Consider the following 26864-nt stretch of genomic DNA (forward strand, 5'->3'; position numbering starts at 1 on the left):
GGAATCCTGCTCTTCGCGGCCGTCCCCGTCGCCATCACCGCGGCCGCCTACTTCCTCGTCCCCACCGAATCCGCGGACGGCCCGGCCGAGCCCTCCGTCGCCTCCGCGCAGCAGACATCCCGCCAGGACGCCAAGAGCCGCGCCGAGCAGGAGCGGTCGGCGGACGACAAGCTGATCGCGAGCCTGCCGCCGGGGCTGGCCGCCCCGGCGAAGAAGGAGCTGGCCCAGCAGCTCGTGTCCACCGCCGAGAACTCGACGCTGGACTGGCGCCGCGCCTACGCCTACATCGAGGACATCGGGGACGGCCAGGGCTACACGGCCGGCGTCATCGGCTTCTGCACCGGCACCAACGACCTGCTCGCCCTGGTCGAGCACTACACCGCCGACCACCCGGACAACGGACTGGCCAAGTATCTGCCCGCCCTGCGCGCGGTCGACGGCACCGACTCCCACGAGGGCCTCGACCCCGGTTTCACGGCCGCCTGGAAGGCGGAGGCCGAGCTGCCCGCCTTCCAGGAGGCTCAGCTCGCCGAGCGCGACCGCGCCTACTTCGACCCGGCCGTCCGCCTCGCCAAGCTCGACGGCCTCGGCACTCTGGGCCAGTTCATCTACTTCGACGCGATGGTCTTCCACGGCCCCGGCATCGACGGGGACGGCTTCTACGTCCTGCGGGAACGCGCCCTGCGCGAGGTGAACTCCCCGTCCGAGGGCGGCTCGGAGAAGGCGTACCTGGACATCTTCCTCGACATCCGCCGCAAGGCCATGCGCGAGAAGCGCCCGGACACCGACACCACCCGCATCGACACGGCCCAGCGGCGGTTCCTGTACGACGGGAACCTGCAGTTGCGGACGCCGTTGGAGTGGCGGGTGTACGGGGAGACGTATCGGGTGGGGTGATGTCAGGGTTCTCGCTGACAAACTCCCCAACTCACCCTGGCTGTCGGTCACTTCTGGGATGATGTGACCCCTGATGGGCTCGGCGAGGAGGCCGGTGAATGGGGTTGGAACGGGGCGGGACGGCTGTCGGGCGGCGCCGAGCTCTTCTGATCGGTGTAAAGAACACTCCGTACCTGGCCAGAGTTCCCGAACTCGCCGCTGTATACCGGGAGTTAGACTTCGTCGAACGCGATGTGTCGCTCGTCGCCACGGCTCTCGACCAGTCCGGCTACGAAGTCAGCGTCAAATGTGACGACGACACTTCCTTCGGGCCGGTCATCGCGGCCGTCACCGACTTCCTGGCCTCCTGCGAGCCCAACGACACCGCCTTCCTCTACTTCTCCGGCCATGGGGTGACCCTCAATGGCCGCGACCACCTCGTACTTCGGGACAGCCAGCCCGGAGCACCGCGCCCGGACGGAAGCCGGGAACTGCACCCGGCAATCCTGCTGAAAGCCACTCCGACCGGCCTGCTCGGCTCCCTGCCCCAGGGCGTCACCGCGATCATCTGTCTCGACGTCTGCCGTGCGGAGATCCCTCGTCACAAGTCGAGTGACACCGACGCGGAATGGGCGGGAGCGCATGAGGCCTACTGGCTCTACAGCTGCGGCCCGGGACAGCGGGCCTACGCGGATCCCGTCTCGGGCAGTTGGTTCGCGCAGGCGCTCGCTGCGGCTCTGTCTCGGGTCAACCCGCCGACCACCTTTCGCGCGGTTGCCGAGTACACGCAGGAAGAGCTGCTTCAGCTGGCCGCACGGCACCCCCGCGTCCAGCCGCCGATCGTTGGGACGCTGCGCCCGGACCCGGTTCAGGGCGCCGAGTCCCGGGATCCGCTCGTGTGCGAAGGCACCGAGCAGACTCTGGACTGGACCCGGGTCATCCGCGAGTCCGACCTGTGGCAGCACACGTCCGGGCGGCCCAAGACGCACTCCCGAATCCAGGAACGCCTGGCCGAGTTGGTGCGTTACGTCGCGGGAAGCGGCGCGCAGACTCGTGCGTACCGCGAGGACCCATGGGCCGACCCCCTGTATACGGAGCGGCTGAACGCCCGACTCACGGACCTCGTCACCCTCGCCGGACTGCGCGAGGACGAGCTTCTCTCCCCCGCCGAGACCGCATGTCTGCTGTCGGCTGCGGTAGTCCAGGAAGGCATCGTCGCCATAACCCTGGACCAGCTGACCAGGCTGATGCCCGATCAGTTCGACCCGGGACCTCGCGGCCGGGAGGAGGAGTCCACAGACGACAGACCTCGTCTGATGCGGGACGCCGCACGTGATGTGTGCCGCGCCCACTCCCTCGTCGTACGCACCACCGAGACGCTGCGCAGTCGCAGGCTCCAACCGGCTGTGACCGCCGCGGACCACTGGCTGCGGCACCGCTTCATCGCCGACTGGGACGGGCTGTGGGAGCGCGGTGGGCACGCTGACATCGACGAGCTGATCACGAAAGTCGTAGAAGCCGTCGAAGCCGCGGCCGACACTCCTGTGCCGGGACGCCGTCCACCGGCGGAGAGTCAGGAGATCGACGGAGCGATCCGTCAGGTGCTCGGTCACCTCACGGTGAAGCCTGGTCTCAGCCCTCGCTTCAACGACACCCAGCACGGCGATCAGTGGATCGAGGGCAAGACGGTGCGCGGCAACCACTGGCGCGGGCCCCAGCTAGCCCGCCTGCTGTGGACGGCCGGACTGCTCGCCGCGGATCCACGCAGGCTCTCCAGCGTTCTCGTCGACCATCTGGGGGCGCACGAGCCGCTACTCGCGAGCGACGTGGTGACCGCTCTGGGCGGTCTTGACTATGAGGACACAAACGGCCACACGGCCGACACCCGCGGCATCACCGTACGGCTACGCTGCCCTCATCCGGCGCTGCACGCCGCCATCGAGGAGCTGGCCCATGCCGCCGACGCCACGGTGCGGTCCTTCCGCCAGGAAATGGCCACGCAGCCCCTGCTACGAGGGCTGCCGGACCGGGTGACGACCGAGGAACTGCGTCCCGTGCCTGGCCGTTACAAGGAGCCGCTGGAGAGGTTCCGCCTCGCAGAGGACGAGATTCGCCCTCTGCTGATGGGTACGCAGCTGTACGGGGACCGGATGCTCGCTGTGCGCGAGCTGTATCAGAACGCGCTGGACGCCTGCCGCTACCGGGAGCTGCGCCGGCGGTACGGGAAGAACAGTTCCGTCTGGGACGGCAAGATCGTCTTCACTCAGGGCTGGGACGGTGATCGCCCGTTCATCGAGTGCTTCGACAACGGTTCCGGCATGACCCGCGCCCGGCTCACCTCGATGTTCGCCCGGGCCGGAAAGCGCTATGAGCAGGATCCCGAGTTCGTCCAGGAGCGCCGCAACTGGCGCCGGGCCGGCATTGTGGACAAATCCTTCAACTCCCGGTTCGGCATTGGAGTGTTCAGCTACTTCATGCTCGCCGACGAGGTGGTGGTGTGGACCCGCGCCGTCGACGCCACCGGCCGGACCGGCACCGAGCAGGGGCTACGCGTCGACATCCGTTCGGGCTCCGGACTTCTCCAGATCAACACCTCCGACGACCCGAAGGTGCCGGACGAGGGCGGTACCCGCGTGCGGCTGTACCTGGCGGAACCACAAGAGGGCGAGCAGATGCCGTCCCTGGTGGAGACCCTGCGGACGCATCTGTGGGTGAGCGAGCACAACGTCGTGGCGCAGGAGCTGACCAAGCAGGGGGAGCCCTTCCGCAAGCTCACTTGGGAACCGGACCAGCTCGTCGGCCGGGACCAGTGGCACGCGCCGCCCGTCGCGCTCTGCGACGAAGACGGTGGCGGCTTCGGCGAGGCGTGGCTGGTCCAAGGCAAGGGGCAGTTGCTCCTGGACGGCGTACTGGTCAAGGAGGCACCCGAGGTCTACGGGTACGTGGTAAATCTGCGCGAGCGCCATGCCCCGGTGCCGAGCGTCGACCGCAACCAACTCCTCTCTCGTGACGAGGAGTTGGTGATGCGTGAACTACTGGAGCGGATCCCGAACGCGGCCTTGCAGCTCGCGGATGTGTCATTGCCGTGGCTGTGGCGGCTGGCGCAGCAGACGCCGCGGATGGCGGTGGCGGTGCTGAAGGCTCTGCCCGAAGGGACGATGGCCGTACTCCACGGCGAGCAGGGGCGACGGCTGATGCAGGGCAAGGTTCAGCTGGACACCGTGGGATGTCTGCCCCTGGACGAGAAGGCGCTGGAGTACGTCGAGGAACTGGCCGCGCTGCCGGGCGGGATGCACGAACAGCGGCTCGTCAATCGGTGGCGAACCACCAAGCTCGGCCTGAACCAGACGGACGAGCCCTTCGCGCCCACGGGCTACCCGGCCCCGCAGCACCTCGACGCCCTGCTCTTCCAAGTGCCGAGCCTTCGGGGCTGGCAGATCGTGCTCCAGACCGCGGCGCAAGCCAGATGTCCCGTGCGCGAGGCGCTGCGGGCTCTACGTCGGTACGCCGTGCTCGGCATCGAGGTGCCGGAAGCCACGAACATCAGAGGCCTCGGTCATCAGGTCGTCACTCAGGCCGGCGCCGACCTCCATTACGCCTACACGTCTTTGCGGGACTACGTGTCGGCACTCCAGCCCGACTCCTCCGCACATCCGCTGGTGTCCGCTTCACTGGCACTCGCACAAGCACGCCCTCCGGCCACGCACGCTCCCTTGCTCACCATTTCAGCGCTGCACAACCTCGAACTGGGCAAGGCAGTCCGCCTGCTGCGGGAGTTGCAGGCCATCGACCCGACGCTGCCGGCTTGCCCTGATCTCCCCGACGAGGTCGCGAAGCAACGTCTCACAGCGGACGAAGCGTGCCGCCTCGCGGTCAGAGAGGACTCGTTCCCTCGTTCCCCCTGGCTGAATGCCATCAACTGGCTGCCGGGGTCGGTCGGGCCGGTCGACCTCCTCAGCCGCAGCAGGCCCCCGTTCGCACTGCCCGAACTGGCCCGCCGCATTGAACAGTTCGCCTCTCTGGGGTATTCGCTCGATGCGCCCCCGACCCCCGAGGCGCTCGCAGCGAGAACGCTGCCGTCCGACCAGCAGCTGCTCCTGTCGGAAGACTTCGACCGGACAGCGCCCTGGCTCGAGGACGCCATTCCGGTGTATCGACTCATCAAGATCTCCCAGCGCACTGGAGCCACCCTTGGTGAGAGCGCGGACCGCATCAACGGGGCGACTCCCGTGACCGGCGCTCACGCACCCGCGGTGCCACCGGAGGCCGCCACATGGACTGCCAAGTTCTGGCTCGACCGCCTGTTCAACACGACGCCCCTGCCCTCCCCCGACACCCCCGTCAACCCCTGGGACTTGGTGGGTTCCTACATCGAGATGACGTCCGACCGCATGGACGAGTTCCGCGAGGCCGTGGGAGCTCTCGATGCATTCGGTTTGATCGACTGGCAAGGCGCCGACCTGGCCGCGTTGGAACGCCAGCTGCGCGCCCCGCGCCACCGCCTGCTGCGCCCCTACCCCTCTCAGAACATGATCGGAAACTGCCGATTCGGCGATGGTGGTGTCACCATCGGCTATCTCATGGCTCTGGCTGCTCACTACGAGCTGGAGTTGGGTGCCGTAGCCGACGAGTTGCGCGGGCTCGACACAGCACTGGAGTTGAAGGTCCCCGACATCCCGGCGAGCTCCCGCGATTTCCGGCTGAGTGACCGGGATATCAGTTTCCTGACCAGCGAGTTCAGCCTGTACTACGGACCCATCCGGCTCAAGGACAAATTGCTGGTTGAGGATGTCCTGCGGTTCGCGATGCAGCGCAGCGGGGACGGCTACCGCACTCTCGGCAAGGCCTTCCGTCACCTGATGTCCCTGACCACAGTCGCCGGCATCGAACTCCCCGGCGACTTCCAGGGCCCTGATGCCGAACGCCTCGAAGACTTCATCCCCACCACACTCGACCTCGCTGCCTTCGACAAGGGCCTCCTCGGCCCCGGGTCTCTCGGCCCTCTCGAGCTCGTCCTTGTCGCAGGCCGCTTCGGCTGGTCCCTCACCAAGGCCTACGAACGCTACGCCCCCTTCGCCTGTCTCGGCCTGGCTGTGACAGTCGACGCCCCGGAGGGTGACGAAGCGGGCATCATCCCCGACTGGCAGGACGTCATCATCCTCACCACCAGGCTCACCGGTCGCAGCCCGGCCCTCATCGGTGACGTACCCGAAGACCACGTCACGCTCTGCGCCGAGGAGACGGACCTGGACGAGGCCGGGGTGCACGACCGTCTGAGCCGCTACGCACGCCTCTTCCAGTTCACCCTGCCCGAACGAAAGGCACCCGGCTCATGACGTCAGCGACGCCCTACCGCTTCCACGAGCACCCGGCAACCCTCACGTTCCAGTGGACGGTTCAGGACTTCGACGGTGACCAGGAGTTCACGGTCAGCGGCACCTGCCCGGTGTGCTCCTGCTCCATGACTCATTCCTTCGGCCCGATCCAACCCGTGATCGCCAAGGGCGGCGGCAAGGGCTTCCTGGGCCGCCGGAAGCCGCCCGCCGAGCCGGAGATCTGGAGCATGCCCTGCGCCTGCGACGGCTACCACCAGCCTCGCCCCGAGCGGCTCCGCGGGTGCGGAGCCATGCTGACCCTCGCGCCGCCGCCTGCCCATCTCACTGCTGGAGGCTGAGGCCGCCCATGCCATCACCGCGTTTCCCTGCCGAGCAGTTGTTCGACGCCGCACAACGGGCGCAGTCGATGCGCGACCCGCACCAGCAGTTACGCCTCGCGCTCCAGCAGGCAGAGGGATACCGCACCTACCTCTCCTCGCTCACCGGGCTCCTGGCCGCTGTCTTCGTCCTCAAGGGCCAAGAGGATCTGAGCAAGCTGTCCGACACACCACGCTGGATCGTGATCGCTCTTCTCAGCTGCGGGTTCGTCGGTCTGATCGTCGCCTCCTGGCTCAGCGTTCTGGCGGTCCACGACCGTCCCGGCGTGCAGATCTACAGTGAGCCCAACCGGCTTCTGCTCCACGAGAGACGACGCACCCGGAAGATCTGGCGGCTGGTGGAGGCAGCCCGCTGGCTCGGCCTGACCGGCGTGCTCGCTGTCGCCGCAGCGGTCATCGTCACCTGGGTGAGCCCTGCCAAGTAGCGAAAAGGCGACGGCGCCCGCCCAGTCGTCCGGTCGGGGACTGTGGGGCGGGCGCCGTCGGTGTTCCGTACGCCTTTGTACGGGACGTCTGTTGATCCTCCGGATCAGACCATCAGGGCGCGGTCCGTCGGGCGGATCGGGGCCGGCAGCTCGCTGGCGCCGGTCAGGAAGCGGTCGCAGCCGCGGGCGGCCGAGCGGCCCTCCGCGATGGCCCACACGATGAGGGACTGGCCGCGGCCCGCGTCACCGGCGACGAACACGCCCGGCACATTGGTCTGGAAGTCGGCGTCGCGGGCGATGTTGCCGCGCTCGTCGAGGTCCAGGCCGAACTGCTCGACCAGGCCGTTCTCACGGTCGGTGCCGGTGAAGCCCATGGCGAGGGTGACCAGCTGGGCGGGGATCTTGCGCTCGGTGCCCGGCTTCGGGGTCAGCTTGCCGTCGATGAACTCCACCTCGGTGAGGTGCAGCCACTGGACGTTGCCGTCCTCGTCGCCCTCGAAGTGGGTGGTGGAGACGGAGTAGACCCGCTCGCCGCCCTCCTCGTGGGCCGAGGTGACCTTGTACAGCATCGGGAAGGTCGGCCACGGCTGGTGCGCGGCGCGCTCCTCGCCCGGCCTCGGCATGATCTCCAGCTGCGTCACCGAGGCCGCGCCCTGGCGGTGGGCGGTGCCCACGCAGTCGGCGCCGGTGTCGCCGCCGCCGATGACGACGACGTGCTTGCCCTCGGCCGAGATGGGCGACACGACGTAGTCGCCCTCCTGGACCTTGTTGGCCAGCGGCAGGTACTCCATCGCCTGGTAGACGCCCTTGAGCTCGCGGCCGGGAACCGGGAGGTCACGGGCGGTCGTGGCGCCGGCGGCGATGACGATCGCGTCGTACCGCTTCTTCAGGTCGGTCGCCTTGAGGTCCTTGCCGATCTCGATGCCGGTACGGAAGCGGGTGCCCTCCGCGCGCATCTGCTCGATACGGCGGTTGATGTGCCGCTTCTCCATCTTGAACTCGGGGATGCCGTACCGGAGAAGGCCTCCGACGCGGTCCGCGCGCTCGTAGACGGCGACCGTGTGACCGGCCCGGGTCAGCTGCTGGGCCGCGGCCAGGCCCGCCGGGCCCGAGCCGATGACGGCGACGGTCTTGCCGGACAGGCGCTCCGGGACCTGCGGGGCGACGGTGCCCTCGTCCCACGCCTTGTCGATGATCGAGACCTCGACGTTCTTGATGGTGACGGCCGGCTGGTTGATGCCGAGCACACACGCCGACTCACACGGGGCGGGGCACAGACGGCCCGTGAACTCCGGGAAGTTGTTCGTCGCGTGCAGTCGCTCCGACGCCGCCGCCCAGTCCTCGCGGTAGGCGTAGTCGTTCCACTCGGGGATCAGGTTCCCCAGCGGACAGCCGTTGTGGCAGAACGGGATGCCGCAGTCCATGCAGCGGCTGGCCTGCTTGCTGATGATCGGCAGCAGGGAGCCGGGGACGTAGACCTCGTTCCAGTCCTTGAGGCGTACGTCGACGGGGCGGGACTTGGCGACCTCGCGCCCGTGGTTGAGGAAGCCCTTCGGGTCAGCCATTGATCGCCGCCTCCATCATCTTCTCGGTGATCTCGGTCTCGGAAAGACCGGCTCGCTCGGCGGCGTCCTTGGCGGCGAGCACTGCCTTGTACGTGCTGGGGATGATCTTGCTGAAGCGCTCGACGGCGGTGTCCCACTCGGCCAGGAGCTTCTCGGCGACCGTGGAGCCGGTCTCCTCCTGGTGGCGGCGGACCACGTCGTGCAGCCACTGCTTGTCGGTGTCGTCGAGGGCCTCGACGGCGCCGACGTTGCCGGCGTTGACGTTGTCGCGGTCGAGGTCGATGACGTACGCGACGCCGCCGGACATACCGGCCGCGAAGTTACGGCCCGTCTCGCCCAGGACCACCGCGTGGCCACCGGTCATGTACTCGCAGCCGTGGTCGCCCACGCCCTCGGAGACGACCGTCGCGCCGGAGTTGCGGACACAGAACCGCTCGCCCGTACGACCGCGCAGGAACAACTCGCCGCCGGTCGCGCCGTACGCGATCGTGTTGCCCGCGATCGTCGAGAACTCGGCGAGGTGGTCGGCGGCCCGGTCCGGGCGGACGATCACACGGCCGCCGGAGAGGCCCTTGCCGACGTAGTCGTTGGCGTCGCCCTCCAGGCGCAGCGTGACACCGCGCGGCAGGAAGGCGCCGAAGGACTGGCCCGCGGAACCGGTGAAGGTGATGTCGATGGTGTCGTCGGGCAGGCCCGCGCCACCGAACTTCTTCGTCACCTCATGGCCGAGCATGGTGCCGACCGTGCGGTTGATGTTGCGGATCTGGACCTGGGCGCGCACCGGCTGGGCGTCGGTCGCGGAGTCCGCGGCCAGGGCGTCGGCGGCGAGCTTGATCAGCTCGTTGTCGAGCGCCTTCTCCAGGCCGTGGTCCTGCTCGATCAGCTGGTGGCGCGCCGCGCCCTCGGGCAGCTCGGGCACGTGGAACAGCGGCTCCAGGTCCAGGCCCTGCGCCTTCCAGTGGTCGACGGCACGTGTGACGTCCAGCGTCTCGGCGTGGCCGACGGCCTCCTCGATGGAGCGGAAGCCCAGCTCGGCGAGGATCTCGCGGACCTCCTCGGCGATGAACCGGAAGAAGTTCACGACGTATTCGGCCTTGCCGGTGAACCGGTCGCGCAGCGTCGGGTTCTGGGTGGCGATGCCGACCGGGCAGGTGTCCAGGTGGCAGACGCGCATCATGACGCAGCCGGAGACGACGAGCGGCGCGGTCGCGAAACCGAACTCCTCGGCGCCGAGCAGCGCGGCGATGACGACGTCACGGCCGGTCTTCAGCTGGCCGTCGGTCTGTACGACGATGCGGTCGCGCAGGCCGTTGAGCAGCAGGGTCTGCTGGGTCTCGGCGAGGCCGAGCTCCCAGGGACCGCCCGCGTGCTTCAGCGAGGTCAGCGGGGAGGCGCCCGTACCGCCGTCGTGGCCGGAGATCAGGACGACGTCCGCGTGCGCCTTCGACACACCCGCGGCGACCGTGCCGACGCCGACCTCGGAGACCAGCTTGACGTGAATCCGCGCCTGCGGGTTCGCGTTCTTCAGGTCGTGGATCAGCTGGGCCAGGTCCTCGATGGAGTAGATGTCGTGGTGCGGCGGCGGGGAGATCAGGCCCACGCCCGGCGTCGAGTGACGCGTCTTGGCGACCCACGGGTAGACCTTGTGGCCGGGCAGCTGGCCGCCCTCGCCGGGCTTGGCGCCCTGGGCCATCTTGATCTGGATGTCGTCGGCGTTGACCAGGTACTCGGACGTCACACCGAAGCGGCCGGACGCGACCTGCTTGATGGACGACCGGCGGGCCGGGTCGTACAGCCGGTCCGCGTCCTCGCCGCCCTCACCGGTGTTGGACTTGCCGCCCAGCTGGTTCATGGCGATGGCGAGGGTCTCGTGCGCCTCCTTGGAGATGGAGCCGTACGACATGGCGCCGGTGGAGAAGCGCTTGACGATCTCGGAAGCCGGCTCGACCTCGTCGATGGAGATCGGCTGCCGGTCGGACTTGAAGCCGAAGAGCCCGCGGAGCGTCATGAGCCGCTCGGACTGCTCGTTCACCCGGTCCGTGTACTTCTTGAAGATGTCGTAGCGGTTGGCACGCGTCGAGTGCTGGAGGCGGAAGACCGTCTCCGGGTCGAACAGGTGCGGCTCGCCCTCGCGACGCCACTGGTACTCGCCGCCTATGTCGAGGGCGCGGTGCGCGGGCGCGATGCCCGAGGCCGGGTACGCCTTGGCGTGGCGGGCGGCGACCTCCTTGGCGATGACGTCGATGCCGACGCCGCCGATCTTGGTGGCCGTGCCGTTGAAGTACTTCTCGACGAAGGCGTCGTCGAGACCGACGGCCTCGAAGACCTGGGCGCCGCGGTAGGAGGCGACGGTCGAGATGCCCATCTTGGACATGACCTTCAGAACGCCCTTGCCGAGGGCGTAGATCAGGTTGCGGATGGCCTGCTCGGCCTCGATGTCCGACAGGAAGGTGCCGGCGCGGACCAGGTCCTCGACGGACTCCATCGCCAGGTACGGGTTGACGGCAGCGGCGCCGAAACCGATCAGCAGGGCGACATGGTGGACCTCGCGAACGTCACCGGCCTCGACCAGCAGGCCCACGTGGGTGCGCTGCTTGGTGCGGATGAGGTGGTGGTGGACGGCCGCCGTGAGCAGCAGCGACGGGATCGGCGCGTGCTCGGCGTCGGAGTGCCGGTCGGACAGGACGATCAGACGGGCGCCGTTCTCGATGGCGGCGTCGGCCTCGGCGCAGATCTCCTCGATGCGCGCGGCGAGCGCGTCACCGCCGCCGTGCACCCGGTACAGACCGGACAGGGTCGCGGCCTTGAAGCCGGGCATGTCGCCGTCGGCGTTGATGTGGATGAGCTTGGCCAGCTCGTCGTTGTCGATCACCGGGAAGGGCAGGGTGACCGAGCGGCAGGAGGCGGCCGTCGGGTCGAGCAGGTTGCCCTGCGGGCCCAGCGAGGAGTTCAGCGAGGTGACGAGCTCCTCGCGGATGGCGTCCAGCGGCGGGTTGGTGACCTGCGCGAACAGCTGGGTGAAGTAGTCGAAGAGCAGACGCGGGCGCTCGCTCAGCGCGGCGATCGGCGAGTCGGTGCCCATCGAACCGATCGGCTCGGCACCGGCCTTGGCCATCGGCGCGAGGATGACGCGCAGCTCCTCCTCGGTGTAACCGAAGGTCTGCTGACGGCGGGTGACCGAGGCGTGCGTGTGCACGATGTGCTCGCGCTCGGGCAGGTCGGACAGCTCGATCTCGCCGGCTTCCAGCCACCCGGCGTACGGCTTCTCCGCCGCGAGCTGGGCCTTGATCTCGTCGTCCTCGATGATGCGGTGCTCGGCGGTGTCGACGAGGAACATACGGCCGGGCTGGAGGCGGCCCTTGCGGACGACCTTGGCGGGGTCGATGTCGAGGACGCCGACCTCGGAGCCGAGGACGACGAGGCCTTCGTCGGTGACCCAGTAGCGGCCGGGACGCAGGCCGTTGCGGTCGAGCACGGCGCCGACCTGGGTGCCGTCGGTGAAGGTGACACAGGCCGGGCCGTCCCAGGGCTCCATCATCGTGGCGTGGAACTGGTAGAAGGCGCGCCGGGCCTGGTCCATGGAGTCGTGGTTCTCCCACGCCTCCGGGATCATCATCAGCACGGAGTGCGGCAGCGAACGGCCACCGAGGTGGAGCAGCTCCAGCACCTCGTCGAAGGACGCCGAGTCGGAGGCGTCCGGCGTGCACACCGGGAAGATGCGCTCCAGCGCCTTGCCGTCGGAGCCGAACAGGTCGGAGACGAGCTGCGACTCGCGGGCCACCATCCAGTTGCGGTTGCCCTTGACGGTGTTGATCTCACCGTTGTGCGCGACGAAGCGGTACGGGTGCGCCAGCGGCCACGACGGGAAGGTGTTCGTCGAGAAGCGCGAGTGGACGAGGGCGACGGCCGAGGCGAAGCGGCGGTCGGACAGGTCCGGGAAGAAGGGCTCCAGCTGGCCGGTGGTCAGCATGCCCTTGTAGACGATGGTGCGGGCCGACAGCGACGGGAAGTAGACGCCGGCCTCGCGCTCGGCGCGCTTGCGCAGCACAAAGGCCTTGCGGTCGAGGGCGATGCCCTCCGAGGAGCCGTCCGCCACGAAGACCTGGCGGAAGACGGGCATCGTCGACCGGGCGGTGGCACCCAGCAGCTCGGGGGCGACGGGAACCTCGCGCCAGCCGAGGACGGTGAGGTCCTCCTCGGCCGCGATCGTCTCGATCTGCGAGACGACGTCCTGGGTCCCCTCCTCCGGCAGGAAGGCGATACCGACGGCGTACGCACCGGCCTCGGGCAGCTCGAATCCGGCCACCTCACGAAGGAAGGCGTCCGGCACCTGGGAAAGGATGCCGGCGCCGTCGCCCGAGTCGGGCTCGGAGCCGGTGGCGCCGCGGTGTTCGAGATTGCGCAGAACGGTGAGCGCCTGCTCGACCAGCGTGTGGCTCGCCTCGCCGGTGAGGGTGGCCACGAAGCCGACGCCACAGGCGTCGTGCTCGTTGCGGGGGTCGTACATACCCTGCGCAGCAGGGCGAGCATCCATGAACGACCAGTTCTGGCCATTCGTGGAGTGCTGGGACGGCTGGCGCGGCGTACGCATCGGCTCTCCCGTCGTCGTCATGTGGCATATGCAGATTGCCGAGGGACGACGTTGGCCCTCTGCGTGAGTGCAAAATTTCGTGCAGGTTACATGATGGGGCGGTTCTCGGGAAGCGGGATAATCCGTTCCACCATGCGGACACCAAGGGCTGCGGCAGGGGTTCCGCGCACATGGCTCGAAGTATGTGGGGACCGAGCGGGACAGGTCGATGTCCGACGATCCGAGGGGCGGGGCAGGCGTCGTCGCCGACCCCGCGAGTGCGCCGCAGGCTTCATTGCCCACAGCGCTTACGGCTCATGCCCGGTGGTCACGCATCCGAAACCAGCGAGTAACGGCTACTTATGCGGCCCAACGCATAAGTTCCAGCCGAGCTATCCTACGGCCGTTCCGAACAGACTGCCCAGGGCGTACGTCACACCGGCCGCGGCGCCGCCGAGGGCGAGCTGCCGCAACCCGCTGTACCACCAGGTCCGCGCCGTCACCTTGGCCACGACCGCACCGCAGAGGAACAGCCCGACGAGCGCGAGCAGCACGGCCGGCCACAGCACGGTCGCACCGAGCAGATACGGCAGTACGGGCAGCATGGCGCCCAGCGCGAACGACCCGAACGACGAGACGGCCGCGACCAGCGGCGAGGGCAGATCGCCGGGGTCGATGCCGAGTTCCTCGCGGGCGTGTATCTCCAGGGCGACCTCCGGATCACGGGAGAGCTGCTCGGCCACGGCCCGGGCCAGTTCCGGCTCGACACCTCTGGCCTCGTACAGCGCCGCGAGCTCGGCCTCCTCGTCCTTCGGGTGCTTTCTCAGCTCCCGCCGCTCCACATCCAGCGCGGCCTCGACGAGCTCACGCTGCGAGGCGACGGAGGTGTACTCACCGGCGGCCATGGAGAAGGCCCCGGCCGCGAGCCCCGCGAGCCCGGTCAGCACAATGGTCTGCTGGCTGACCGCGCCGCCCGCGACGCCGGTCATCAGGGCGAGGTTGGAGACCAGCCCGTCCATCGCACCGAAGACCGCGGGCCGCAGCCAGCCGCCGTTCACATCGCGGTGGGTGTGGTTGTCACGGTGCGCCTCGTGCAGCGGCGCCTCGGTCTCGATGATGGCCATGAAGGTCCCCCAGGAACTCAGGTAAGGCTGGCTTTAGACAAGTTCTATTCTTCGACAACGCCAAATCTACGCCCGGAAATTCCTGCCCGCCAGCAAGGAAAGGCTGGGCTAACCTGCGGTTTTCCCTTAGAACGCTCATTCGTGTGTGCCTCTGCACAGATGTCGACCGGGTGACACCGAGGCTTCCGAGGCTCAGGTAAACCGCCGACGGTGGGACACATCCGCAAAGGGGTCCGCGCCCTGGGCGGAGCCCTCGGAGGAGAGGCCGCGTATGGCATCGATCGCCTGCATCCCCTCGGTTCCGGCGCCCGGGGACGCCGCCGAACTCCGCGCACGCGCGCGCGGGGCGCTGCTGGGCCTGGCGGTCGGCGACGCGCTGGGCGCCCCCGCGGAGAACATGAAGCCCTCCGAGATCCGCGCCCGGTGGGGCCGTATCACGGGCTTCGTCTCCGCCGACCCCTCCGGCACGGACGACACCGAGTACGCGATCTTCTCGGGCCTCCTCCTCGCCCGCCACGGCTCGGCCCTGACCCCGGCCCATGTGGAGACGGCCTGGCACGTGTGGATCGCGGACCGGGCGGAGGGTCCCTTCCGGGGCGCGGGCTTCAGCGAACGCGGCACGCTGGAGAACCTCCGCCGCGGCCTGGCCGCCCCCATCTCCGCCCAGCACCGGCACGCCTGGAGCGACGGCCTCGCCATGCGGGCGGCGCCCTTCGGCGTCTTCGCGGCGGGGCGCCCCGCCGAGGCCGCCCGCCTGGTGGCGATCGACGGCTCGGTGAGCCACGACGGCGAGGGCATCTACGGCGGTCAGGCGGTGGCGGCGGGGGTGGCGGCGGCCATGGCGGGGGCTCCGACGATCGCGGTGGTCGCCTCGGCGCTCGCGGTGGTCCCGGACGACTCCTGGACGGCCAGATCGCTGAGGAGGGCGGTGGCGGTGGCCCACCGGGGCGAACGCGCGGTCCGCTCCGCGGTGGTCATCGGCGGCTACCCCTGGACCGATCTGGCCCCCGAGGCGGTCGCCCTGGCCTTCGGGGCGTACGCGGCGGCGGACGGCGACTTCGTCCAGGCGGTCCTGACGGCCGTGAACATGGGCCGCGACGCGGACACGACAGCGGCGGTGGCGGGGGCGCTGGCCGGCGCGACACAGGGCGAGTCGGCGATCCCGGCGGAGTGGGGGGCGGCGATCGGGCCGGCGCGGGGGAGCTGTCTGCCGTCGATGGCCGGGCATCACGTGCTGGATGTGGCGGAGTTGCTGGTGCCGGGGGAGGACAGGAAATGGGTGACGGGGGGACTCACGACAACCGACGCCCCGACGCCCCCCACCGGAGCCCGACGATGAACCCGCCCACCCCCTGGGACGAGGGCACCCCGACAACAACACCCCCCGAAGCCGAGCCGACGCTCCTCACACAACCACCCGTGACACCCGACGGCCCGCCCCGGACGCAGTCACCCGAACCCGGGGCACCCGACGAACCCGGGCCCACCGACAGCCCACCCCTCACACAACCACCCGCACCCGCACCCGCACCCGGCGTCCCCATGTCACAACCACCCGCACCCGGGACTCGAGGCCGCACACCCCTCCTCCCACCACCCCACCCCACAGCCGCCCACGGCGAGCACCCCCCACCGGGGCCACCCGCACCCGAAGACGAAAGCCGCACGGGCGGTGCGGGTGGGAGACGACCGGCCGAAGGCGAAGCCGAGGCCGGCACCCCGCTCCCCCCGGAGGGCACCCGCATCCTCGGCCTCCTCCTGGGCCTGGCCGCAGGCGACGCCGCCGGCTGGCCCGCCGCCCGCCACCGAGCCGCCCGCATGCCCGAATGGACCCGCCGTCTCACCCGCGAACTCGACACCTTCGCCGAAAACAACGCAACCACCACCCTCCCCGTCCCCATCGCCCTCAACCAACCCCCCGAACCCCTCCGCCTGGGCCCCTCCGACGACGCGGAATGGGCGGCCTTCGCCGCGGAAGCCGTACTCCGAGCCGGCGACGACACCGCCCTCGGCGACCTCAGCCGAGAACGCCGCACCCGAGCCGCCATCGACCTCACCTGGAACGCCGTCGCCAGCGAGGTCGCCGCCGCGGCCGACCGCGCCCCAGAGATCGAGTCGGCCATCCTCCCCCTGCGCGCCCGCATCTCCGTCCGCGCCGGCCTCGGCAACCTCGCCACCGGCCTGCGCCCACCCGCGACCGGCCACGACAACCCGCACTACTTCGACGACGCGGCCTGCGTACGCGCCTGCGTCCTCGCCGTGGCGCACCCCGGCGACCCCCACCGCGCCGCCGATCTCGCCGAGTTCGACGCCCGCTACACCCAGGACGGCGACGGCGTACACGGCGCCCGGGCGATGGCGGCGGCCCTCGCCCTGGCCCTGACCGGCGCGAACACCGAGGCCTGCGTGACAGCCGCACTCGCCGAACTCCCCGAGGAGACGGAGATCGGCCGCAACGCCCGCCACGCACTGCGGCTCGCACAGAGCACCGACAGCGCCTTCGCCCTGATCCCCCTCCTCGAACACCAAATCGTCGACCACGTCTACAGCTACGGCATCGCCGCCGCCGAAACCGTCCCGGTCGCCCTCGCCCTCACCGTCGCCGCGCACGGCCGTATCGCCGAGGCCGTCCCCGCCGCCGCCTGCCTCTCCCGTGTCGCGGACTCGGCACCGGCCCTGGCGGGCGCGCTGACCGGAGCGTTGGGCGGCGGTACGGCGATCCCGGCGTCCTGGCGCGACACCTGCCGCACCCTCTCCGGCTGCGTACTCCCCAGGCTCACCGGCACCGACCTGGTGGAACTCGCCGAACTCCTGGAAGCCACACAACCGGACCGACCAGGAGGATGATTCGGGGCATGACGCCCAAAGCACATGAAAGCGGTGGTCCGCGTCTCGGCGAGCGGATCACCGGCGCCCTGGTCGGCGCGGCGGTCGGCGACGCCCTCGGCGGCCCGGTGGAGGGCTACTCCCCCGACCAGATCCTCGAACGCCACGGCGGCCGGGTGCACGGCATCGTCGGCCCCTGGAACGGCGACGCCTGGCGTACGGCCCGCCCCATCGCGCCGTACCACAAGGGCGACGGGCACGTCACCGACGACACGTTGATGACGCACGCCCTGATCCGCGTCTACGCGCAGGTCCGCGACCACCTCGACGCGTACACGATCGCCGACCACCTGGTCCCGGACCTGATGACGAACCCGCGCTGGATCCCGGAACTGGAGTCGGAGGCCCTCCCCCTCCACCGCGTCTTCCTGGCCGAGAAATGGCTGGTCACTCGCCTCCATTACGGCCATGTGGACCCCCGCGAGGCAGGCGTCGGCAACATCGTCAACTGCGGCGCGGCGATGTACATGGCCCCGGTCGGCCTGGTCAACGCGGCCGACCCGAGGGGCGCGTACGCGGAGGCGCTGGACATCGCGGGTGCCCATCAGTCGTCGTACGGCCGTGAGGCGGCGGGCGTCTTCGCCGCGGCGGTGGCGGCGGCGTGCACCCCCGGGGCGACACCGGACTCGATCGTCGCGGCCTGTCTGTCCCTGGCGAAGGACGGCACGAGGACGGCGATCGAGAAGGTCTGCGAAGTGGCGGGCGCCCACACGGACTTCGAGTCGGCCCTGCTCCCGCTCCGGGAGGCGATCACCCCGTACGACACGGTCGGCCCCGACTACCGCCGGCCCTCGCTCGGCGCCCGCCGCCCCTCCCGGCTGCACGCCATCGAGGAACTCCCGATCGCGCTGGCCATGTTGCTGATCGCGGACGGCGACTACCGCCAGGCGGTCCTGGGCGCCGTGAACTACGGCCGCGACTGCGACTCGATCGCGACGATGGCCGGCGCACTGTCCGGCGCCCTCGGCTCACCGTCCCCCGAGGACTGGTCGAAGACGGTCGCCGAAGCCAGCCGCCTGGACCTGTGGGAGCCGGCCCGCACGCTGACCGAGGTGACGAGGGAGATCCACGAGAGGGACGTACGCCGACGCCGGGCGCACGAGGCGGCGTTCACCGCGCTGGGGGGCCGAGGATGCTCCGACTGACCTGGGTCCAGCCGGAGGACCTGATCGGCCATGAGCTGCGCCAGGCGGCTCTGGACGGCCGGGAGCCGTCGGCGATCGCCGCGCGCTGGAGGGCGGCGGGCGGCGAGGAAGCGCCGTCGCGGGCGGGGGCGTCACCGGGAACCGCGTCACGTTACCTGCGGACGCTGGCAGAGGACCTGCTGGATGAACTGGCGGATCTGCCGAGCCGGTTGGCGGACCGCGAACCCACCGACCTGACGAAGATCAAGGCAAGCTGCCCGTCCTGGCCCGCGCCGGCGGCCGCCGCGCCCACCCCCGCTCACTACGAAGCCGCCTGGCTGGGCCGGGCGGTCGGCTGCCTGCTCGGCAAACCCGTCGAGAAACTCCCCCTCGAAGCCATCCGCAAGCTGGCCGGGTCCACCGGCAACTGGCCCCTGAACACGTACTTCACAGCCAGGGGAGTCCCCGGAGAACTCCTCACGGCCCACCCCTGGAACCGCCGCTCGGCCCCCACCTGCCTCGCCGAGAACATCGACGGCATGCCCGAGGACGACGACCTCAACTACCCCCTCCTCAACCTGCTCCTGCTCCGACGCCACGGCCGGGCCTTCACCACCACCGACGTGGCCCGCCTCTGGCTCGACGAGCTCCCGGCCGGCCGCACCTTCACCGCCGAGCGCGTCGCCTACCGCAGCCTCCTCCTCGGCATCGAGCCCCCGCACACGGCCCGCCACCGCAACCCCTTCCGCGAGTGGATCGGCGCCCTCATCCGCGCGGACGTACACGGCTGGACCAATCCGGGCGACCCGGCCGCCGCGGCCGAACAGGCCCACCGCGACGCCACCCTCACCCACACCGCCAACGGCGTCTACGCGGCGATGTTCTCGGCAGCGGTCATCGCCCGGGCGGCGACCGGCTCCAGCGACATCCACTCCTGCCTGCGCACCGGCCTCACGGTGATCCCCCCGAAGTCCCGCCTCGCAGGGGCCGTCCAGCACGCCGTCCAACTGGCCCACACCCACGAGGACTTCGACACGGTCGTCGACGAACTCCACGCCACCCACGCGCACACCCACCACTGGGTCCACGCCGTCCCCAACACCGCGCTGATCGCCGCCGCCCTCACCCATGCGAACGGCGACTTCACCGGCTCCATCTGCCGTGCCGTGTCGGGGGGCTGGGACACCGACTCCAACGGCGCCACGGTCGGCAGCATCGCCGCCCTCCTCGCCGGATCCCCCGCCGCGCTCCCCCACCGCTGGACGGCCCCCCTCAAGAACCGCCTCGCCACCTCCGTCGCCGACTTCAACGGCACCGGCTTCGACGCGCCGGCCCGCCTCACCCACGAACTCAGCCATCGGCTCACCCCCTTGGAGGCAGCCCGCCCATGACCGACATCGTCGTGCTCGGCAGCACGAACATGGACCTCGTCACCTACGTCGAGAAGGCCCCGCAGCGCGGTGAGACCGTGACCGGCCGGGAGTTCCGTACGATCCCCGGCGGCAAGGGCGCCAACCAGGCCATCGCGGCGGCCCGCGCGGGCGGCCTCGTCTCGATGATCGGCGCGGTCGGCAACGACCCCTTCGGCACCCGTCTGCGCTCCACGCTCGAACACTCCGGCGTGGACACCGACGACCTCCGCACGGTCGAGGGCCCCTCCGGCACCGCGCACATCGTCGTGGACGACCAGGGCGGCAACGCGATCGTCGTGATCCCCGGCGCGAACGGCACCCTCGACCACCTCAGCCCCGGCGACGAGGGCGTCATCGCCGCCGCCGACATCCTGCTGCTCCAGCTGGAGATCCCGCTGGCCGCGGTGCTCGCCGGCGCCCAGGCGGCCCACCGCCACGACGTCCGTACGGTCCTCACCCCGTCCCCCGCCCAGCCGCTCCCGGACGAACTCCTCGCCACCATCGACCTGTTGGTCCCCAACGAACACGAGGCCACCACCCTCACCGGCCGCACCGACCCCCGCGAGGCCGCCACCGCACTGCTCGACCGGGTGCCCGAGGTGGTCGTCACCCTGGGCGCCGCCGGCAGCCTGTACGCCGACCGGGGCGCCGATCTTCTGACCGTCCCCGCCCCGAAGGTCACCGCCGTCGACTCCACCGGCGCCGGCGACACCTTCGTCGGCGCCCTCGCGGTGGCGCTCGGCGAGGGACGCCCGATGCCGGACGCGCTGACCTGGGCGTCCGCGGCGGCCGCGCTGTCGGTCCAGCGGGAGGGCGCCACCGTGTCGATGCCGTACCGCCCCGAGATCGACGAGCGGTACGCCTCATGATCGAAGCAACCAAACCAACCGAAGCAACCGAAGCAGCCGAAGCAGCCGAAGGAACCAAAGCAACCAAAGCCCCTTTGACCGGCATCCGCGTCCTCGACCTGGCCACCCTCTTCGCCGGCCCCCTCGCCGCGACGATGCTCGGCGACTTCGGCGCGGAGGTCATCAAGGTCGAGCACCCCGGCAAACCGGACCCCTCCCGCGGCCACGGCCCGTCGAAGGATGGCGTGGGCCTGTGGTGGAAGGTCCTGGGCCGCAACAAGCGCACGCTCACCCTGAACCTCTCCCGGCCCGGTGGCCGCGCCACCCTGCTGCGGCTGGCCGCGACCGCGGACGTCGTCATCGAGAACTTCCGCCCCGGCACCCTGGAGAAATGGGACCTCGGCTGGCCGGAGCTCGCCGCCGCCAACCCCCGCCTGGTCCTCACCCGCGTCACCGGCTTCGGCCAGTTCGGCCCCTACGCCCACCGCCCCGGCTTCGGCACCCTCGCCGAGGCGATGAGCGGCTTCGCCGCACTCACCGGGGAACCGGACGCGCCGCCCACGCTCCCGCCCTTCGGCCTGGCCGACTCGATCGCGGGCCTCGCGACGGCGTACGCGGTGATGACGGCGCTCGCCGCACGTGAGCGCACCGGCGAGGGCCAGGTCGTCGACATGGCCCTCATCGAACCGATGCTGCTCGCGCTCGGCCCGCAGGCCACCTGGTACGACCAGCTCGGCTACGTCCAGGAACGCACCGGCAACCGCTCCGCCAACAACGCCCCGCGCAACACCTACCGCACCGCCGACGGCACCTGGGTCGCCGTCTCCACCTCGGCCCAGTCGATCGCCGAGCGTGTGATGCGCCTGGTGGGGCGCCCCGAACTGATCGACGAGCCCTGGTTCGCGACGGGCGCCGACCGGGCCCGCCACGCCGAGGTACTCGACCGGGCGGTCGGCGACTGGATCGCCCGCCACACCCGCGCCGACGTCCTCGCGGCCTTCGAGAAGGCGGAGGCGGCGGTGGCCCCGATCCAGGACGTACGGGACGTGATGACCGACCCCCAGTACGCGGCCCTGGACACGATCACCACCGTCGACGACCCCGAGCTGGGCCCGCTGCGCATGCAGAACGTCCTGTTCCGTCTCTCCGCCACCCCCGGCACCATCCGCTGGACCGGCCGCCCGCACGGCGCGGACACGGACGAGATCCTCACCGACCTGGGCCTCACCCCCGCCGAACTGGCGGCCCTGCGCGAGGAGGGCGCCCTGTGACCGGCCCGGCGACCGTCCCGTACCCCCTGACCTGGCTGTACGCCCCTGGCGACCGCCCTCGTGTGGTGGCCGGGGCCCTGACGTCCGGTGCCGACATCGTCATCGTCGACCTGGAGGACGCGGTGGCCCCGGAGCGCAAGGACTACGCCCGCGCGGCCACCGCCGACCTGCTCTCCGAGCCGGACCACCCCGTCCCCGTCCACGTCCGCGTGAACGCCCTGGACACCCCGCGGGCGGCGCAGGACCTCGCCGCACTGGCCGCCCTGCCGGGCCTGTCCGGCCTGCGCCTGCCCAAGGTGACCTCCGCCGAGCAGATCATCCACCTCGCCCAGACCACCCCTCCCGTCGCGCCGGGCACCACGCCGCTGCACGCCCTCATCGAATCGGCCCTGGGCATCGAGCACGCGTACGCCATCGCCGCCGCCCACCCCTCCCTGCACGGCATCTCCCTCGGCGAGGCGGATCTACGGTCCGACCTGGGCGTACGCGGCGACGCGGGCCTCGACTGGTCCCGCTCCCGCGTCGTCGTGGCCGCTCGGGCGGCGGGCCTGCCCCCGCCGTCCCAGTCGATCCACCCGGACATCCGCGACCTGGAGGGCCTGATCGCGTCCTGCGCCCACGGCCGCACCCTGGGCTTCCTGGGCCGAGCCGCCATCCACCCGCGCCAGCTGCCGGTGATCGAACGGGCCTATCTCCCCACGGAGGCGGAGCTCGAACAGGCGGAGACGATCATCAAGGCGGCCACGACACAGCAGGGCGCCCAGGCCCTGCAGGACGGAACGTTCATCGACGCGGCTGTGGTGGCGGCGGCCCAGCGGACCCTGTCGCTTGCGCGTCGGCGCTGACCACGCTGTTCCCGTCCACACATGACGAAGGCGCCCGGAAAACTCCGGGCGCCCTCATGGTCGTGGAACCGAGCCTCACGTCTTCTTGGTCGCCGACCCGGCCTCGTCCTTGGCCTCGTCCCTGACCTCGACCTCGGCCTCGGCCTTGGCCTCGTCGTCGTCCTGCACATCGGCATCGGTGCTGCCGGCCTCGGCCTCACCATCCGCTTCGTCACCGGGGGCACCCGGCTCCACCACGGCTTCCCGGCCCGGCCGCTTCTTCGCCGACACCACGATGTACACCACCGCGAGCAGGAACACGATCAGCGCGGTCCAGTTGTTGAGCCGCAGCCCGAGGATGTGGTGGGCGTCGTCGACACGCATGTACTCGACCCAGAACCGGCCCACGCAGTACGCGGCGACGTACAGCGCGAACGCCCGCCCGTGCCCCAGCTTGAAGCGGCGGTCGGCCCAGATCACCAGCAGCGCGACGCCGATGCACCACAGCGACTCGTAGAGGAACGTCGGGTGGTAGGTGCCCGGCACCCGGCCGTCCGTCGAGGACGTGATCTTCAGGGCCCAGGGGAGGTCGGTCGACCGCCCGTACAGCTCCTGGTTGAACCAGTTGCCCCAGCGCCCGATGGCCTGCGCGAAGGCGATACCGGGAGCGACGGCGTCGGCGTACGCCGGCAGCGGGATGCCCCGGCGGCGGCAGCCGATCCACGCGCCCAGCGCGCCCAGCGCGATGGCGCCCCAGATGCCTAGGCCGCCCTCCCAGATCTTGAAGGCGTCCACCCAGTCACGGCCCTCGCTGAAGTACAGCTCGTAGTCCGTGATCACGTGATAGAGGCGCCCGCCGACCAGTCCGAACGGCACGGCCCAGACCGCGATGTCGGCCACCGTGCCGGATCGCCCGCCTCGGGCGATCCAGCGTTTGTTGCCGAGCCAGACGGCTACGAAGACACCGATGATGATGCAGAAGGCGTAGCCGCGCAGCGGGATGGGGCCGAGGTGGATCACCCCGCGCGACGGGCTGGGAATGTAGGCAAGTTCCATGGCAAGGTCGACGCTACCCTGCCGGGCGGCAGCGATGTCAGGCGGCCCGGCTACGGGTCCATAACGGGCAGCGCCCTCGGGCGGACCGCCCGCCGGGGCTCACCCCTTGGCCGCCTCCTCCACCATCTGCTTCAGCTTGGCCGGGGTCATCGTCTGGTCCTGGTAGATGTTCTTGCCGTTCAGCAGGACCGTCGGGGTGCCGCTGAAGCCGCCCTTCTTGAACGCGTCGTTGGACTTCTCCACCCAGCTGTTGTGCTTGCCGTCCTCCACGCACTTGCGGAAGGCGGGCGTGTCCAGGCCCTTGACCTTGGCCGCGAGCTCGAACAGCTTGCTGTTCTTGGCGAAGGCGTCGTCGACTTCCGGGGGCTGGTTCTCGTACAGCACGTCGTGGTACGGCGTGAACTTCCCGGTGTCCTGGGCGCAGGCCGCGGCGTTCGCCGCGTTGCGGGAGCCGGTGCCGCGCATGTTGCCGTCGATGATCGTCGCCAGGTGGTACTCGACCCTGAGCTTGCCGGAGTCCGTCAGCTCGTGGATCGTCGAGCGGTACGCGTCCTCGAAGGACTTGCAGGCCGGGCAGCGGAAGTCCTCCCAGACCGTGAGCGTGGACTTGGCGTTCTCCTGGCCCACCGGGATCGCGAGACCGTCCTTGCCCTGCGCGCCCGAGGGACCCACGACGGGTCCCGCGTCACTGCTGTCGTCCTTGCCCGCGTTCGCCGCGACGACTCCGACGACCGCGGCGAGTCCCAGCACGCAGACGACGCTGGCGCCCACGATCAGCGCACGGCGCCGCTTGTCGGCCGCCTTCTGCTTCTCACGCTCGACCGCCAGCCGCTCCCGGGCGGTCCGCTTTCCGTCACGATTCTTTTCGCTCACACCCGCAGAACGAACCGGGGAGGCGCAGCGCGCCTCCCCGGCCCCAGGTCCACCCGGAAGAGGGACCCGTATGAAATCCCGGTTTGTTACGCCTGCCCGCGCACGCCCTTCGCCAGCTCACCGGCGAGCGCGCGCACGGCCTCGAGGCCGGCCGTCTCGTCCGGCGCGTCCAGCATCCGCTTGACGAAGGCCGAGCCGACGATCACGCCGTCGGCGAAGCCGGCGACCTCGGCGGCCTGCGCGGCATTGGAGACGCCGAGCCCGACGCAGACGGGCAGTTCGGTGCCGGTGGCCCGGGTGCGCTCCACCAGGTCCTGCGCCTGCGCGCCCACCGACTCGCGGGTGCCGGTGACGCCCATCAGGGAGGCGGCGTAGACGAAGCCGCTGCCCGCCGCCGTGATCCGGGCGAGCCGCTCGTCCTTGCTGCTCGGGGCCACGACGAAGACCGTCGCGAGCCCGTGCTTCTCGGCGTGCTCCCGCCACAGGGCGGACTCCTGGACGGGCAGGTCGGGCAGGATGCAGCCCGCACCGCCCGCTTCCGCCAGCTCGGCGGTGAAGCGCTCGACGCCGTAGCGGTCGATGGGGTTCCAGTACGTCATGACGAGGATCGGCTTGCCCGTGGCCTCGTGCGTCTCGCGGACCGTACGCATGACGTCCGCGATCTTGACGCCGCCGCGCAGGGCGATGTCGTCGGCGGTCTGGATGACCGGGCCGTCGAGGACGGGGTCGCTGTGCGGCAGCCCCACCTCCACGATGTCCGCGCCCCCGTCGAGGGCGGCCTTGATCGCCTCGATGCCGCCGTCCACGGTCGGGAACCCGGCCGGCAGGTAGGCGATGAGCGCGGAGCGGCCCTCGGCCCTGGCGGCGTGCAGGGTGTCCGTCAACAGCTGGATGTTTCCGCTCACTTGGCGTCCCCCTGGATCTCGGCGGCACCGCCATTGGCGTCGGCGGCGACCTCGGCGTCGGTGTCGTACAGGCCGAAGTAGCGCGCGGCCGTGTCCATGTCCTTGTCGCCGCGCCCGGACAGGTTGACGACGATCAGCCCGTCCTCGCCCAGCTCCCGGCCGACCTCCAGGGCGCCGGCGAGCGCGTGGGCGCTCTCGATGGCCGGGATGATGCCCTCGGTGCGCGACAACAGGCGCAGCGCCTGCATGGCGGCGTCGTCGGTGACCGCGCGGTACTCGCCGCGGCCGCTGTCCTTGAGGTAGGAGTGCTCGGGCCCGATGCCGGGGTAGTCCAGACCGGCCGAGATCGAGTACGGCTCGGTGATCTGGCCCTCGTCGTCCTGAAGGACGTAGGAGCGGGAGCCGTGCAGGATGCCGGGCTCGCCGGCGGTGAGGGTGGCCGCGTGCTCACCGGTCTCGACGCCGTGCCCCGCGGGCTCGCAGCCGATGAGGCGTACGTCCGTGTCGGGGATGAAGGCGTGGAAGAGGCCGATGGCGTTGGAGCCACCGCCGACGCAGGCGATGGCGGCGTCGGGGAGACGGCCGGCGCGCTCCAGGAGCTGGCGGCGTGCCTCGACGCCGATCACGCGGTGGAAGTCGCGGACCATGGCGGGGAAGGGGTGCGGGCCGGCGACCGTACCGAAGAGGTAGTGGGTGTGGTCGACGTTGGCGACCCAGTCGCGGAACGCCTCGTTGATGGCGTCCTTCAGGGTGCGCGAGCCCGACTTCACGGCGATGACCTCGGCGCCGAGCATGCGCATCCGGGCCACGTTGAGGGCCTGGCGCCGGGTGTCGATCTCGCCCATGTAGATGGTGCAGTCGAGGCCGAACAGCGCGCAGGCCGTCGCCGTCGCCACGCCGTGCTGGCCAGCGCCCGTCTCGGCGATCACTCGGGTCTTGCCCATGCGTTTGGTGAGCAGGGCCTGACCGAGGACGTTGTTGATCTTGTGAGAGCCGGTGTGGTTGAGGTCTTCCCGCTTGAGGAAGATCCGGGCGCCGCCCGCTTCTGCGGCGAAACGGGGGACCTCGGTGAGCGCCGACGGGCGCCCCGTGTAGTTGACCAGCAGGTCGTCGAGTTCGCGGGCGAACTCGGGGTCGTGCTTGGCCTTGTCGTACTCGACGGCCACCTCGTCCACGGCGGCCACGAGGGCCTCGGGGATGAACTTGCCGCCGAACGCGCCGAAGTAGCCCTCGGCTGTGGGGACTTGACCCTCCGGGTCGGGGATGAAGAAGTCGCTGGGCATGCGGAAACCTCACGGTGAGTTTGTGGAATGCACTAATCGCCGTGGGGGCGGGGATGGTCAGGCGACCGCGGGCCGTGAGTGGCTGATCGCGCCCGCGCGGCGGTAGCCG

At 70.5% G+C, this 26864-nt stretch carries 18 protein-coding genes; 11 read left to right on the forward strand and 7 right to left on the reverse strand.

Going from position 1 to position 26864, the window contains the following annotated elements:
* From ACZ7NC_RS19775 to ACZ7NC_RS19790, 4 genes are all read left to right on the forward strand, one after another.
* A partial coding sequence (locus ACZ7NC_RS19775) for a chitosanase (protein ID WP_471489904.1) occupies positions 1–897 on the forward strand: 897 nt, incomplete at its 5' end.
* A 98-nt stretch (positions 898–995) separates the two neighbouring features.
* Complete coding sequence (locus ACZ7NC_RS19780) at positions 996–6212, forward strand: HD domain-containing protein (protein WP_471489906.1); 5217 nt, start codon at positions 996–998, stop codon at positions 6210–6212.
* Positions 6209–6550 carry a hypothetical protein gene (locus ACZ7NC_RS19785; RefSeq protein WP_471489907.1) on the forward strand — a complete coding sequence of 114 codons (342 nt, stop codon included), beginning with the start codon at positions 6209–6211 and terminating at the stop codon, positions 6548–6550. Before ACZ7NC_RS19780 ends, ACZ7NC_RS19785 begins: the two co-directional genes overlap by 4 nt.
* Before the next feature lie 8 nt (positions 6551–6558).
* The gene (locus tag ACZ7NC_RS19790) at positions 6559–7014 is read left to right on the forward strand and encodes a hypothetical protein (protein ID WP_471489908.1); all 456 of its coding nucleotides are present in this window, start codon (positions 6559–6561) and stop codon (positions 7012–7014) included.
* Between the two features lie 104 nt (positions 7015–7118).
* Here ACZ7NC_RS19790 and ACZ7NC_RS19795 read toward each other — a convergent pair whose 3' ends face one another.
* The 3 genes from ACZ7NC_RS19795 to ACZ7NC_RS19805 form a co-directional block, all read right to left on the reverse strand.
* Positions 7119–8579 carry a glutamate synthase subunit beta gene (locus tag ACZ7NC_RS19795; protein ID WP_471489909.1) on the reverse strand — a complete coding sequence of 487 codons (1461 nt, stop codon included), beginning with the start codon at positions 8577–8579 and terminating at the stop codon, positions 7119–7121.
* Positions 8572–13170 carry a glutamate synthase large subunit gene (gene gltB / locus ACZ7NC_RS19800; RefSeq protein WP_471489982.1) on the reverse strand — a complete coding sequence of 1533 codons (4599 nt, stop codon included), beginning with the start codon at positions 13168–13170 and terminating at the stop codon, positions 8572–8574. Before gltB ends, ACZ7NC_RS19795 begins: the two co-directional genes overlap by 8 nt.
* Positions 13171–13541: 371 nt before the next feature.
* Positions 13542–14273: a VIT1/CCC1 transporter family protein gene (locus tag ACZ7NC_RS19805; protein ID WP_471489911.1), complete on the reverse strand. Its 732-nt coding sequence runs from the start codon at positions 14271–14273 to the stop codon at positions 13542–13544.
* 271 nt (positions 14274–14544) lie between these two features.
* Between ACZ7NC_RS19805 and ACZ7NC_RS19810 the strand changes: the two genes are divergently transcribed.
* Genes ACZ7NC_RS19810 through ACZ7NC_RS19840 form a run of 7 tightly spaced genes read left to right on the forward strand, consistent with a single transcriptional unit; the run spans position 14545 to position 22659 of the window.
* Positions 14545–15612, forward strand: a complete 1068-nt coding sequence (locus tag ACZ7NC_RS19810) for an ADP-ribosylglycohydrolase family protein (RefSeq protein ID WP_471489912.1) — start codon at positions 14545–14547, stop codon at positions 15610–15612.
* Positions 15609–17120, forward strand: coding sequence for an ADP-ribosylglycohydrolase family protein (locus ACZ7NC_RS19815; protein WP_471489914.1), 1512 nt, complete (start codon positions 15609–15611; stop codon positions 17118–17120). The genes ACZ7NC_RS19810 and ACZ7NC_RS19815 overlap by 4 nt, the downstream gene beginning before the upstream one ends.
* An 8-nt stretch (positions 17121–17128) precedes the next feature.
* Entirely contained in the window at positions 17129–18304 is a 1176-nt protein-coding gene (locus tag ACZ7NC_RS19820; RefSeq protein WP_471489916.1) for an ADP-ribosylglycohydrolase family protein, read from the forward strand.
* Positions 18292–19674 carry an ADP-ribosylglycohydrolase family protein gene (locus ACZ7NC_RS19825; RefSeq protein ID WP_471489918.1) on the forward strand — a complete coding sequence of 461 codons (1383 nt, stop codon included), beginning with the start codon at positions 18292–18294 and terminating at the stop codon, positions 19672–19674. The genes ACZ7NC_RS19820 and ACZ7NC_RS19825 overlap by 13 nt, the downstream gene beginning before the upstream one ends.
* Positions 19671–20564: a ribokinase gene (gene rbsK, locus ACZ7NC_RS19830; RefSeq protein ID WP_471489919.1), complete on the forward strand. Its 894-nt coding sequence runs from the start codon at positions 19671–19673 to the stop codon at positions 20562–20564. Before ACZ7NC_RS19825 ends, rbsK begins: the two co-directional genes overlap by 4 nt.
* On the forward strand, positions 20561–21814 hold the full coding sequence (locus ACZ7NC_RS19835) for a CaiB/BaiF CoA transferase family protein (protein WP_471489921.1): 1254 nt from the start codon (positions 20561–20563) through the stop codon (positions 21812–21814). Before rbsK ends, ACZ7NC_RS19835 begins: the two co-directional genes overlap by 4 nt.
* Complete coding sequence (locus tag ACZ7NC_RS19840; protein ID WP_471489922.1) at positions 21811–22659, forward strand: HpcH/HpaI aldolase/citrate lyase family protein; 849 nt, start codon at positions 21811–21813, stop codon at positions 22657–22659. The genes ACZ7NC_RS19835 and ACZ7NC_RS19840 overlap by 4 nt, the downstream gene beginning before the upstream one ends.
* 75 nt (positions 22660–22734) lie before the next feature.
* Here ACZ7NC_RS19840 and lgt read toward each other — a convergent pair whose 3' ends face one another.
* The 4 genes from lgt to trpB all read right to left on the reverse strand — a co-directional run bounded on the left by lgt (position 22735) and on the right by trpB (position 26755).
* On the reverse strand, positions 22735–23694 hold the full coding sequence (lgt, locus tag ACZ7NC_RS19845) for a prolipoprotein diacylglyceryl transferase (RefSeq protein ID WP_471489924.1): 960 nt from the start codon (positions 23692–23694) through the stop codon (positions 22735–22737).
* Positions 23695–23793: 99 nt separating this feature from the next.
* Positions 23794–24567 carry a DsbA family protein gene (locus ACZ7NC_RS19850; protein WP_471489925.1) on the reverse strand — a complete coding sequence of 258 codons (774 nt, stop codon included), beginning with the start codon at positions 24565–24567 and terminating at the stop codon, positions 23794–23796.
* A gap of 86 nt (positions 24568–24653) precedes the next feature.
* Positions 24654–25472, reverse strand: a complete 819-nt coding sequence (gene trpA, locus ACZ7NC_RS19855) for a tryptophan synthase subunit alpha (RefSeq protein ID WP_471489927.1) — start codon at positions 25470–25472, stop codon at positions 24654–24656.
* Positions 25469–26755, reverse strand: coding sequence for a tryptophan synthase subunit beta (gene trpB / locus ACZ7NC_RS19860; RefSeq protein WP_471489928.1), 1287 nt, complete (start codon positions 26753–26755; stop codon positions 25469–25471). The genes trpA and trpB overlap by 4 nt, the downstream gene beginning before the upstream one ends.
* Positions 26756–26864 lie beyond the last annotated feature (109 nt).

This window comes from Streptomyces sp. NPDC111802, assembly GCF_055634335.1.

What these genes read in the sequence shown, in the direction of transcription:
- ACZ7NC_RS19780 (WP_471489906.1), top strand. Translation starts at nt 996, where the DNA reads ATGGGGTTGGAACGGGGCGGGACGGCTGTCGGGCGGCGCCGAGCTCTT.
- ACZ7NC_RS19820 (WP_471489916.1), top strand. Translation starts at nt 17,129, where the DNA reads ATGACGCCCAAAGCACATGAAAGCGGTGGTCCGCGTCTCGGCGAGCGG.
- ACZ7NC_RS19785 (WP_471489907.1), top strand. Translation starts at nt 6,209, where the DNA reads ATGACGTCAGCGACGCCCTACCGCTTCCACGAGCACCCGGCAACCCTC.
- ACZ7NC_RS19825 (WP_471489918.1), top strand. Translation starts at nt 18,292, where the DNA reads ATGCTCCGACTGACCTGGGTCCAGCCGGAGGACCTGATCGGCCATGAG.
- ACZ7NC_RS19790 (WP_471489908.1), top strand. Translation starts at nt 6,559, where the DNA reads ATGCCATCACCGCGTTTCCCTGCCGAGCAGTTGTTCGACGCCGCACAA.
- trpB (WP_471489928.1), bottom strand. Translation starts at nt 26,755, where the DNA reads ATGCCCAGCGACTTCTTCATCCCCGACCCGGAGGGTCAAGTCCCCACA.
- ACZ7NC_RS19805 (WP_471489911.1), bottom strand. Translation starts at nt 14,273, where the DNA reads ATGGCCATCATCGAGACCGAGGCGCCGCTGCACGAGGCGCACCGTGAC.
- ACZ7NC_RS19815 (WP_471489914.1), top strand. Translation starts at nt 15,609, where the DNA reads ATGAACCCGCCCACCCCCTGGGACGAGGGCACCCCGACAACAACACCC.
- ACZ7NC_RS19835 (WP_471489921.1), top strand. Translation starts at nt 20,561, where the DNA reads ATGATCGAAGCAACCAAACCAACCGAAGCAACCGAAGCAGCCGAAGCA.
- gltB (WP_471489982.1), bottom strand. Translation starts at nt 13,170, where the DNA reads ATGCGTACGCCGCGCCAGCCGTCCCAGCACTCCACGAATGGCCAGAAC.
- rbsK (WP_471489919.1), top strand. Translation starts at nt 19,671, where the DNA reads ATGACCGACATCGTCGTGCTCGGCAGCACGAACATGGACCTCGTCACC.
- lgt (WP_471489924.1), bottom strand. Translation starts at nt 23,694, where the DNA reads ATGGAACTTGCCTACATTCCCAGCCCGTCGCGCGGGGTGATCCACCTC.
- ACZ7NC_RS19810 (WP_471489912.1), top strand. Translation starts at nt 14,545, where the DNA reads ATGGCATCGATCGCCTGCATCCCCTCGGTTCCGGCGCCCGGGGACGCC.
- ACZ7NC_RS19795 (WP_471489909.1), bottom strand. Translation starts at nt 8,579, where the DNA reads ATGGCTGACCCGAAGGGCTTCCTCAACCACGGGCGCGAGGTCGCCAAG.